This is a genomic window from Ruegeria hyattellae (assembly GCF_041537925.1).
Classification (GTDB): domain Bacteria; phylum Pseudomonadota; class Alphaproteobacteria; order Rhodobacterales; family Rhodobacteraceae; genus Ruegeria_C.
Map to the genome: position 1 here is coordinate 29,706 of NZ_JBGOSH010000005.1, position 10,418 is coordinate 40,123.

General features: G+C 57.8%; 10 protein-coding genes. 6 read left to right on the forward strand and 4 right to left on the reverse strand.

The features are described 5' to 3' along the window. Positions 1-38: 38 nt before the first annotated feature. Positions 39-527 (forward strand): DUF4177 domain-containing protein, encoded by a 489-nt coding sequence (locus AB1E33_RS13475; protein WP_372577800.1) that lies wholly within the window; start codon positions 39-41, stop codon positions 525-527. A gap of 17 nt (positions 528-544) precedes the next feature. On the opposite strand, the gene AB1E33_RS13480 is transcribed toward AB1E33_RS13475, so the two are convergent. Continuing rightward, positions 545-799: a BolA family protein gene (locus tag AB1E33_RS13480; RefSeq protein ID WP_372577801.1), complete on the reverse strand. Its 255-nt coding sequence runs from the start codon at positions 797-799 to the stop codon at positions 545-547. Between the two features lie 105 nt (positions 800-904). On the opposite strand from AB1E33_RS13480, the gene AB1E33_RS13485 reads away from it, so the two are divergent. The 5 genes from AB1E33_RS13485 to cobS all read left to right on the forward strand — a co-directional run bounded on the left by AB1E33_RS13485 (position 905) and on the right by cobS (position 5,498). Then, positions 905-1,528, forward strand: a complete 624-nt coding sequence (locus AB1E33_RS13485; protein WP_372577802.1) for a DnaJ domain-containing protein — start codon at positions 905-907, stop codon at positions 1,526-1,528. A 219-nt stretch (positions 1,529-1,747) separates the two neighbouring features. Continuing rightward, complete coding sequence (locus tag AB1E33_RS13490; protein WP_372577803.1) at positions 1,748-2,380, forward strand: hypothetical protein; 633 nt, start codon at positions 1,748-1,750, stop codon at positions 2,378-2,380. 267 nt (positions 2,381-2,647) lie between these two features. After that, the gene (locus tag AB1E33_RS13495) at positions 2,648-2,845 is read left to right on the forward strand and encodes a hypothetical protein (protein ID WP_372577804.1); all 198 of its coding nucleotides are present in this window, start codon (positions 2,648-2,650) and stop codon (positions 2,843-2,845) included. 12 nt (positions 2,846-2,857) lie between these two features. Further along, positions 2,858-4,360, forward strand: coding sequence for a hypothetical protein (locus AB1E33_RS13500; protein ID WP_372577805.1), 1,503 nt, complete (start codon positions 2,858-2,860; stop codon positions 4,358-4,360). Between the two features lie 151 nt (positions 4,361-4,511). Then, complete coding sequence (gene cobS, locus AB1E33_RS13505; protein ID WP_372577806.1) at positions 4,512-5,498, forward strand: cobaltochelatase subunit CobS; 987 nt, start codon at positions 4,512-4,514, stop codon at positions 5,496-5,498. Between the two features lie 495 nt (positions 5,499-5,993). Here cobS and AB1E33_RS13510 read toward each other — a convergent pair whose 3' ends face one another. The 3 genes from AB1E33_RS13510 to AB1E33_RS13520 all read right to left on the reverse strand — a co-directional run bounded on the left by AB1E33_RS13510 (position 5,994) and on the right by AB1E33_RS13520 (position 10,383). Continuing rightward, positions 5,994-8,090, reverse strand: coding sequence for an FAD-binding protein (locus AB1E33_RS13510; RefSeq protein WP_372577807.1), 2,097 nt, complete (start codon positions 8,088-8,090; stop codon positions 5,994-5,996). Positions 8,091-8,121: 31 nt separating this feature from the next. Then, positions 8,122-9,285 carry a Gfo/Idh/MocA family protein gene (locus AB1E33_RS13515; RefSeq protein ID WP_372577808.1) on the reverse strand — a complete coding sequence of 388 codons (1,164 nt, stop codon included), beginning with the start codon at positions 9,283-9,285 and terminating at the stop codon, positions 8,122-8,124. Between the two features lie 93 nt (positions 9,286-9,378). Next, positions 9,379-10,383, reverse strand: a complete 1,005-nt coding sequence (locus AB1E33_RS13520; RefSeq protein WP_372577809.1) for a LacI family DNA-binding transcriptional regulator — start codon at positions 10,381-10,383, stop codon at positions 9,379-9,381. Between the last annotated feature and the right edge of the window lie 35 nt (positions 10,384-10,418).

A 10,418-nucleotide genomic window follows, 5' to 3' on the forward strand; every position in this document is an offset into this window, starting at 1 on the left:
GCAATCTTGCTACACCGCTCCGGCAACCGGAGAATGTCATGGCCCGCTACGAGTACAAAGTTGTCCCCGCCCCCGCAAAGGGCACAAAGGCAAAAGGCGTCAAGACGCCAGAGGGACGGTTTGCGCTGTCCGTCGAAGAACTGCTGAACCTGCAGGCTGCGGAGGGCTGGGAGTATCAGCGGGCCGAATTGCTGCCCAGCGAGGAAAAGGCCGGTCTGACCGGGTCGACCACGAATTGGCGCAATGTGCTGGTGTTCCGCCGGCTGATCGACGCCGAAGACGAGCGCGCGGTGCTGCTGACCCAGCCGCTGGAGGCGCCGAAACATGACGCTGACGGGGTCGCGATCGCGCGCCCGATCCCCGGCCCGGAGGCCACGCCCGAGGCGTCGCGCGCGCCAGCCCCGATTGCCGAAGAGGTCAATGACCCGCCATTGAAACGCTCCGAGGATGACGGTGCCGTGCGCACGCCGCCTCTGGTGACCCAGCCTGTAGTGGAAAGTGGCGACGGCGGCTCTTCGAAGAGCTGAGCCGGGCAGCGACCCGCTTAGACGTCAATATCCAGCGCCAGCGCATGGATGCGCCCCACGATGTCACCCAAAGCGGCGTGCACGGCTCGGTGACGGGCGATGCGGGACTGACCGGCAAAGGCCTGCGCCCGGATGCGCACGTTGAAATGCGATTGCCCGCCCTCTCGGAATCCGGCATGACCGCGGTGGCTTTCACTATCGTCGACCACCTCCAGCTCTCGCGGGGAAAACGCCTGTTGCAGGCTGTTGCGGATTTCGTCGGTTATGGTCATCTTTCGCCAGTCGGCAAAATAATTGCCGCTCCCTCTTCTATCTTCCGTCACTTGGATTAAACTGCTGCCTCCGAGTCGTGAAGCCGTGTTCGAAAGGTGCCCCTGATGTCAAAATCCGATCCGTTTGGTTTCGACATGTCTGTGTCTTCTGCCAAGAAGAAGAATCCGCGCGGGCGGCGTGGCATGTCCGGCGCGTCCGAGACATCGATGCGCCTATGCGATCATGAGGGGTGTCAGGAGGCCGGCAAGTTCCGCGCGCCCAAGGCGCCGGATGTTCTGGATGATTTCTTCTGGTTCTGCCAGCAGCATGTGCGCGAGTATAACCAGAAATGGAATTTCTTTGACGGCACCACCGAGGCCGAATTGAACGCCCAGATGTCCAAGGACAAGGTCTGGGAACGCAAGACACGCCCCATGGGTGACCCCGAGGCCAAGGCCTGGGCGCGGTTGGGCATTGAGGACCCGCATCAGGTGCTGGGGGCCAATGCCACGCAGAACCCCGGTCGCGGATCGACCGGCACCAAACGCCTACCCCCTACCGAGCGGCGCGCAGTGGAGATTCTGGAAGCGCAGGATCACTGGAGCAAGGCCGATGTGCGCAAGGCATACAAGAAGCTGATCAAGGTGCTGCACCCGGACATGAATGGCGGCGACCGCAGTCAAGAAGAACAGCTGCAGGAAGTGGTCTGGGCCTGGGATCAGATCAAAGACAGCCGGAACTTCAAGTAAGGTCTGCTCGCAGCTGGGAGCCACCTGTCACATTGGTATCCCGCGCAGCGGCGGATCCTATTATGCCTTTCGGGAAATAGCCCAATGGCGCGCAAACAACAAAAACCGCTTCAGGCGAAGATAAAGCAGGATCATCCGTTCTCCGACATCGTCAGAGATGCGTATCGTGTATTCACCTACCCAAAGCCAACGCGCATAGAAGTTTGCGAAGGCTGTTGCATGGAGGCAGAGATCGAAGCCGATTTTTTTGGGCCCCCGATCGAAGAATTGCCGCTGCATTATGTTCAGGACTGGTATTTTGCGGCCTATGATCCTCAAGGGATTGCCAAGGCCACGTGGGGCTATCTTCTGCCCCGCATACTTGAGATTCTGGCGGTTGATGAAGAGGTTGCCGCTGTCGGACTGGAAGTCAGCCTGAACCGCTTTGAAACAGGTAACCCAGAAAACTGGTCACCCGACGAATGGCAGGTTCTGGATCGGTTTCAGCGCGCCTTCCTGAGACGCGAGATTGAACGGGACACCGAATACTTGGATGACACCTTGTGCATGTTTGCGCTTGCAGGTTGGCCGTTGGGCGACCTGCTGGACCAGATCGCGGCAACACCCGACGCGACATTGGTTCGGCGTTTGTGGAGCGATTGGTGCAAAGGATGCCGACCGGGGAATGAATCCATTTGGATCACCGCGTTTTGGGAGCATCCGGGCAACATCACGGTCTATGAATTCTACACTTCCACGGCGCTTTACAGCAGAATTGAGAAACTTGCCTTGGCACAGGACACGGCGCCGGAGCTTGCGGAAAAGGCGATTGCGGTGGCGAGTGTCATCGAGACCTATGCCGCGCGGGCCTGATCAGAATCGGCAAAGTTCTGATGCTGGCAGAGATAATTACCGTCACTGCTTTCGGAGAAAACACAGGCAACGATTTCTTTGAGCGCGCGACCAGATCAAGGGCGACCGGCGCGAGCAATTGACGCCGTTCAGGGGACTCATCGGGCGTTGCGGCATACTGGTTGCTCGGGGTCGCACGGGTTCGCATTTAGGTGGCAACTTGCAAAAAATCGCAACGTACGGTAGCTTAACGCATATTTTGAAGATACTTTTACCAGGGGTTCCCTGATGAAACATGTTTTGTATCTGGCCATTTTTCTTGGCTCAATAGCCGCTGGCAGTACGCCAGTTCTTGCCCAGTCCTATCCGATCGGTGCCTGTATCTTGCCGACTGACCAATGGTGCCTGCCTCAGGATACCGGATGGCCCGGAGACCCTTGCTGGTGCCTGACCGACGACGGCTGGGTGGAGGGTGTCCAGAACTGAGCGGAGGTTTTCATGAATTTGACGGAAAAACCCGAGGTTCGCGATCTTTTGACAGCGGCGCGCGCGACCCGCACTTATTGCATGTTGACCGGGCGCGGAGGCGACAAATCTGACAAGCTCATTGATGCGCTTGCGCCGTTTGACGGCAATCCCAGTCAGGTCAAGGCCGCTCATCTTGTAGAGCTCCGCAAAGCGATGCGCGATAGCTGCCGCGATATCGATGACTACACGCTGACCCGGATCCTTGACGGCGACCCACCCGTCCGTATCAGCGGTGCTTCATCCCGGTATCGTCGCCCTAGTAACGAGGAAGAACCTGACACACATTGGACGGCCTGGCTGCCCAACCTGTATGGTCGGTTAAGGCGAAGTTGGCCGTGGTTTTGGCAACGCTGGGTCCTGCCGGGGATCGCGATTTTACTGTTCATCTTCGCGATGCATTACACCCACTGGACATTCACCGCCAATCAATTGCTGGCGCGCCTCGGAGACCACATCGCAACCGATATCCACGAAGAGGTGCGCGATCTTATTGTGGTTGCAAGAGCCATCGAATCCAATGGCGAACAAACCTCAAACCCCGGCTCAAACGCGCCCGCGCAGAAACTGTTCAACGAGACAATGAGCCGGCTCAAGGCCTATCATTATCAGGAGAATTCGCTGCGCAAGGAAAGCGCCGGGGCGCTGCAGCGTTTCGATATACTGATCTCAACGCGCGAAGTGTTCACCGGGCTTCCCGCCAAGCTATTTCTGTCCGGCTCTTCTGGCGCGCAGAACCGGACCAGACAACCCACAACCGGCACTGAAGCGATCAACGCGAAACAGATCGAGGTCAACCCTGTCGATTTCGAGGCTGCATCACAATCAGAGGTTTCGACGGATGAAGTCGTGGAAACCACCATTAAGGTCGAACGTGCTACAGAAGAGGTCACCGCATATGCGGAGACTGTCAACGTCAATGCATCATCTGACCCGAGCCAGGTCAGTATCGCCCCATTGGCCGAAACCGAGAAGCGGCGGCCGCTGGTCGAGATTGCGCTGGCGCAACATGACGGGTTCTTGAAAATCGTACGCCAGATATCGACAAAGACCGGTCGCAATCCGCTATCGAACCCTGGCGATCACATCGTTTCCAGTCTCGAATTGCTGCAAGCAGCTGAAAAACTGAAATCCAAGATATCGCAGGCAAATCGCTTTGCCTTGCCGATGATCTATGGCTCGCTCGGGGCAGCGCTGTTCTGTCTGGTGCGTGTGCTGACACCTGCGCTGTCCGATCTGGGCCCGGCCCGCGCTTTCCTGCGCATCCTGTTCGGGGCCTTTGCGGCGATGACCCTTTCGATGCTGTTTATCCCGGCAAACGTGTTCTCCATCAACGAGCAGAGCAATCCAACCTTGATCTTTCTGGCCTGCTTCCTGTTCGGGTATTCGTTTGATGCGGTCCTGTCTGCCCTGCACAGAATGGAGGCCTTCCTGCAGGGCCGCCTGCAACCACAGGACCCACCGCGCGTACCGTGATCGGCGCAATGGCAGGGTTACCGCCGATAGCACCAGTTGAAAGCGGCGGCGGCGGAAATTGACCGCCGCTGCCCCTTGCCCTTGTCTGCATTATGTTGCACGACAGGCGGGTTCGGACCCCGGAGCGGGGCAGAGGATAAGGACCACGGGCATGGCTGACGGCGCAATCGACATCAACGCAAGACCAACCGAAGAAATCTCGGTCCGTGAGGTGTTCGGCATCGACACGCCGATGGTTGTGAAAGGCTTTGCCGAACGCAGCGACCGGGTGCCGGTGATCGACCCCACCTACAAGTTCGACCCCGACACCACGCTGGCGATCCTCGCGGGCTTTGCCCATAACCGCCGGGTGATGATCCAGGGTTATCACGGCACCGGTAAATCGACCCATATCGAACAGGTTGCCGCGCGTCTGAACTGGCCTGCTGTGCGGGTCAACCTCGACAGCCATATCAGCCGGATCGACCTGATCGGCAAGGACGCCATCAAGCTGCGCGACGGCAAGCAGGTGACCGAGTTCCACGAGGGCATCCTGCCTTGGGCACTGCGCAACCCCGTCGCCATCGTGTTCGACGAATATGATGCCGGCCGCGCAGATGTGATGTTCGTCATTCAGCGGGTGCTGGAACATGACGGCAAGCTGACCCTGCTGGACCAGAACGAGATCATTACGCCGCACCCCAATTTCCGCCTGTTTGCGACTGCGAATACCGTCGGTCTGGGAGACACCACGGGGCTCTATCACGGCACCCAACAGATCAACCAGGCGCAGATGGACCGCTGGTCGCTGGTGGCAACGCTGAACTATCTCAGCCATGACGCCGAAACGATGATCGTCCTGTCGAAAGCGCCGCATTACAACACCGAGAAGGGCCGCAAGATCGTTAGCCAGATGGTGACAGTGGCGGACCTGACCCGGACTGCCTTCATGAATGGTGACCTGTCAACGGTGATGAGCCCCCGGACCGTGATCAACTGGGCCCAAAATGCCGAGATATTCCGAGATGTCGGCTATGCGTTCCGGCTGTCCTTCCTGAACAAATGCGACGAGTTGGAGCGTCAGACCGTAGCCGAGTTCTACCAGCGCTGCTTTGACGAGGAACTGCCTGAAAGTGCGGCGAGTGCGAGTTTGGGGTGATACTGTCGAGTAGTGTATGGACAACGGCTGACTGAGCGCTGTTTGTCGGTCGTTTTCAGCTACACTGGCTCTCTTTTTGCTGGCATGGGATGCTTGGTCAAATTTCATCCATCCCAAACCCTCGATCAAAACGCGTACGAAGTTTGCGTTTGCTGATCCAGGTTTCAAAGGTGCCACAATTCTGCGCGACAAGTCGAATGCACTCGGGATCCGTTCAGCTTCTGCTGGTCTCGTATCGCACTGGCGGCCGTTGGGTGACCGCAATGAAGACGCACACATCCGGACTGGTTAACCGAAGAATGTGGAGTTCTGCTAAAGGTCTGCTCTCAACGCGCACCCGAGGAGGCACGTAGGTGTTTCCCCACGAGAACAAGACATCCAGGGCATTTCGACAATTAACCTGACCCGAACGGCTTGGTGCGTTAGGTGTCATCCCCGATGATTACCATCTCGATCATCACCTCACCGGTAGCGAAGTTCTTTTTTACTGAAACGTCAGCACGGCTGGTCGTCGGTATCAGCCAGATCAAAGATTCCGCCTGTCAGCCACGCAGGCCAGTCGCGCTCGAAAAAGGACTTGGCATCCTCGTCGAACGACCGGATCGCGCGGGTGGTTATGACCAGTTCATCACCATCCAACCGCACAAGAATTTGAGAGCCTTTATCCTCGTCGCGTTCGGGGCGGAAACGAACCTCTGGCAGGAACCCCGTCCGCGCCTCTGGCAAGGATGTCCCTTCAGGATCGCAAATGGCGCGGGCACCGCGGCTGCCGCCGCCGGCAGAGATATAGAAATCCAACGCCGCAAGCACTGCTTCCGAGGCCAGCGCCATTTGCTGCCATTGCAAGACGCGGCCCGCTTCACTATTGCGCGCGAGCGATATGCCGTCTTGGCGGATCGCCGCATTAAGCCGCTGGGCCTCTACATACGCCTGCCCCACGTCCTTGGCCGTACACAGGATTCCAGCATGGTCGCTCATCCGAGTTTGCACCTCTGCGCGGATATCCTTGATAGTTTGTTGGCTTTGAACGTTCAGCGCGGCGCTGATTTCGCGAACTGCTGACAGCGATTGTGCGGCAGTATCTGTGGTTGATGGCGCATTTGCGCGACCACTGGCCGCGACATGTTCGGCGACGCGTGTGCCAAAAACCTGACCTGCATTCAACGCAGACCCTCCCGGGCGGGTTGCGCCATGGGTGCCTGCTGCTTCACCGACCGCATAGATCCCGGCGATATTCGAGCGACCCCAAGTGTCGATCGCGATGCCACCATTCATGTGCTGATTGTTCACTGCAAACTCAAGCGGATCTGAAGTGATATCAACCTTGTAGCGTTTGTAGATTTCAATCGCGAGCGGGTTCATGTGGCGCAATCGGTCGATAGGCAGGTCGTGGTCTGCACCGGCTGTCTTCAGATAATCCGCCACGTCGTCATCCAAGCGATCCAGACTAAACGGCTTATCCTCGGGAACAGGCAAAAGGTTGCGGTCAAAATCCAGATAGACCCGCCGCCCCTTTTGGCTTTCGCGGAAAATCGCCAGATCCATCAGACTGGATTGGTATTCCAGCATGCGGCTCGCGTGGAAGGGCCATTGATATCCCTTGCGGAAGACATTCGATGCCATCTCCTGCGTGGTGCGATAATAGTCCGCGAGGAAATGGTGCTCATTGCCATCTGAGTCGAGCGAATAAATATGCGGGATCACCTGCACATAGGTGCCCGAAAGATTCCAAGGGAACCCCTCGCGCCGTGTGCCGATGCCAAACTGGCTTTCGGTGATGTTGACCAGTTCAAGACCTGTTTCAAGCGCAAGCCCCAAGGTACCGAAACAACCGTTCGGAAAAACACTGTCGCGATAAAGCTCGCCGGGGCCGCCGGCGGCAAATACGAGTGCGGCGCACTGGTACAACGCCAAACCGTAAGGGTTCGCCTTGGTGCTCGTCTTGGGCCGGATCGTTAGCACCCCGACAACGCGAGCCTGATCGCCCTGCCCCTCGGTCAGCACTTTGACTGCGGTCGTGTGGTTATAGAATGGGATGTCCAGACGCAGTGCTTCCTCGGCCAGAACTTTGACCATCAGACGCGAGGTGCGCGGCCCGCAGGACGTGGCTCGCCCGACCTCGTCATGGTCCGTCTGATAACGCAGCGTGCCTCCCAGTTCGTCTTGCGGCAGCGGCAGGCCCAGATATTGCAAGGTTGCCATAGCCCGGATGGAACCGACGGCTTCGATATAGGCGGTGTCTTCGTCCATGGCCCCGCCCGCCCGGATCGAGGCTGCCATGGCCTGGAAGTTGTCACCTCGATCCTTGGTATTGGCCGTGTGTAACGTCTGCTTGTCCGACCCCGAACACGCTGAAGTGCCGCCCCAGGCGCTTTGGCTGATGATGGCGACATCAACGCCGCGACGCTTCATCTCTACGGCAGCGCGCAAACCGGCGGCCCCGCTACCGATGACCAGACTCCCACAGCGGAACACCGGGATGTCAAAGCCTGCGACCTCTTGATGATCCACAGCGGCGGGCTCACTCGGTAGACGCGGCATGGTCACATCGGTCAACGCGTCAAGAATATGTTGGGGAACTGACAGACTCATCGGTCAATCTTCTTTGCGACTGAACTACGGGTCATGTGATCTCGACCCAGGCTCTCTGACGGGAAGAGTCCATACAGGCATCCACGATTTGGCAAATGTGATGGCCTGTCTCAAATGTCGGCCACATCGGCTGGTTCGAGACGATTGATTTCACCACCTCGGCCACCTCGATGATCTTGCTTTCATTGTAGCCAAGCGAAAAATTCGGAAGCGGAAGAAACGCGCGATAGGTCTCGTGTTCGGGGCCCACGTCTATCTCACGGTATCCGCGCCGGCCAACTTCGTCATCGTTGGAATAGAAGCGCAGCCTGTTTACCTCGTCATAGGTGTAAGCCAGACTGCCCTTGGTGCCGTAGACCTCATAGGTCTGCATGAATTTGCGCCCGGTGGCGACCCGGCTGAAATCAATTAGACCGCGTGCGCCATTAGCAAAGTGGCACAGGATGTTGGACCCGTCGGGATTGGTCACATCGGACCATTGCTCGTCACCTGTCAGCGCCGTTTCTCCGCCGTAGCCGACACCATCCACCACCGGGCGCTTTTCGGTAACGATGAAGTTGTCTGCGATCAGTGAACTCACTTTGCCGACTAAGAACTCCATGAAGCTGAACACATGGCTGCCGGTGTCACCGATAATGCCTGTGGGCGCGAGATCGCCATTGGCGCGCCACATATACGGGGCCAGCGGGTCGCCATACATGTCCACATGTTGGCAGCCCTTGAACAGTTTGATCTCACCTATTTCGCCAGCATCAATGATCTCCTTTGCGAGGTCATGGACCGGATTGCGCGGGAAGGCATGACCGACGCGGGTGATCAGCCCCTTTTCATGGGCGATATCAGCCAATTCTCGCGCCTGCGCAGCAGTGTCCGCCAAGGGCTTCTCGCAAAAGACATGTTTTCCAGCGAGTAACGCCGCTTTCGCCACTTCGTAATGCAGATTGTCCGGCAAGCAGATGTCGATCAGATCCACGTCAGGGTCGGCTACGGCGTCCTGCCACGTAGGCAGGAGTTTCGCGCCGGGGGCACGGAAGGACAGTTCCTGTGCAGCCTGCGGATTGGCGGAGACTAGTGCAACTACCCGAGCGGTTCCGCCACCGTCACCAAAGAAATGGGGAAAAGTCTGGTAGGCCATCGTGTGCACCCTGCCCATCCAGCCAGATGCGCCCAAAACTGCAACCCTTACTTCTGTCATAGTCCGTCTCCTATCATCCGCGCCCGCTTGGAACGTTCCATTTTTTGTGGCCACAAAAACCTACTATCTGTCCCAGCTTCCATATCCAAAGACTCAGGCGCCGCTCGACGCCCGCCTCATAAGTGCAACCGGGCTGCGCTCGGTCACATTTGGGACTTTGCCGTCTTTGACCCAAGCCAAAATCTGCTCCGCCGTTGATTTCGCAAAGTCGGGAATATTGCAGCTGACAGAGGTCAGAGGTGGGTGGCAGTCTTGGCAGTCTTCGATGTCGTCAAAGCCCACAACACGCAGGTCCGTGCCAATCTTGACGCCAAGTTCCGAACCGGCTGACAACACGCCCAAGGCAACAAGATCGTTAAAGCAAATCACCCCATCCACCTCCGGATATTCCGACCGCAGCTTGGCTGTCGTGGCCTTGCCAAACGCGCGTGTCGCTTGCCCGGTCAGGATAATGGGTTCCATCCCAGTTTCTGCCAGCACGCATAGATATCCGCTCATGCGTTCCTCGGTCACGGCGCGGCCCTCAAGCCCGCCCAGAAACGCGATCCGCTTGCATCCCATCTCCAGAAGGTGCTCGGCTGCGAGTCGCCCGCCCCGATCATAATCGGGTGCGACAAATGGAAATTGGGGATCACCCGATTTCAAGGAGCGGAACACTTGCAGCGTCGGCGTATTGGAGGCGCTCAATACCGCAAGCGCCTCCTGCTCGCCGCCATAGCTGGGCGATATAATGAAGCCGGATACACCATGTTCCACCAGCGATGATATCATGCGCGATTGCAGCTCCGGATCTTCGTCGGAATTAGCTAACACAGTCGCAAAGCCATTGCGGGCAAGCTCCATTTGAAAGAGCGTTGCAAATTCGGTGAAGAACGGATTTCGCAGATCATTGATGACCAACCCGATCAAGCCAGAGGACGACGACCGCAACGTCGCCGCGGAGCGGTTATAGACATAGCCTATCTCGGCCATAGCCTCGCGAACGGAGATGCGGGTGGCCTCCTTCACGGCAGGTGACCCTTGCAACACAAGGCTGACGGTCGATTTTGACACACCTGCCTGTTTCGCAACATCCAGGATTGTGGGTCGATCTTTCATTTCGCCACCATGTCCTCTTATTACGTTCGGCTCTG

Bases quoted from the DNA above. Each gene is read 5' to 3' on its own strand.
- AB1E33_RS13475 (WP_372577800.1), top strand. From the start codon at position 39: ATGGCCCGCTACGAGTACAAAGTTGTCCCCGCCCCCGCAAAGGGCACA.
- AB1E33_RS13480 (WP_372577801.1), bottom strand. From the start codon at position 799: ATGACCATAACCGACGAAATCCGCAACAGCCTGCAACAGGCGTTTTCC.
- AB1E33_RS13485 (WP_372577802.1), top strand. From the start codon at position 905: ATGTCAAAATCCGATCCGTTTGGTTTCGACATGTCTGTGTCTTCTGCC.
- AB1E33_RS13490 (WP_372577803.1), top strand. From the start codon at position 1,748: ATGGAGGCAGAGATCGAAGCCGATTTTTTTGGGCCCCCGATCGAAGAA.
- AB1E33_RS13495 (WP_372577804.1), top strand. From the start codon at position 2,648: ATGAAACATGTTTTGTATCTGGCCATTTTTCTTGGCTCAATAGCCGCT.
- AB1E33_RS13500 (WP_372577805.1), top strand. From the start codon at position 2,858: ATGAATTTGACGGAAAAACCCGAGGTTCGCGATCTTTTGACAGCGGCG.
- cobS (WP_372577806.1), top strand. From the start codon at position 4,512: ATGGCTGACGGCGCAATCGACATCAACGCAAGACCAACCGAAGAAATC.
- AB1E33_RS13510 (WP_372577807.1), bottom strand. From the start codon at position 8,090: ATGAGTCTGTCAGTTCCCCAACATATTCTTGACGCGTTGACCGATGTG.
- AB1E33_RS13515 (WP_372577808.1), bottom strand. From the start codon at position 9,285: ATGACAGAAGTAAGGGTTGCAGTTTTGGGCGCATCTGGCTGGATGGGC.
- AB1E33_RS13520 (WP_372577809.1), bottom strand. From the start codon at position 10,383: ATGAAAGATCGACCCACAATCCTGGATGTTGCGAAACAGGCAGGTGTG.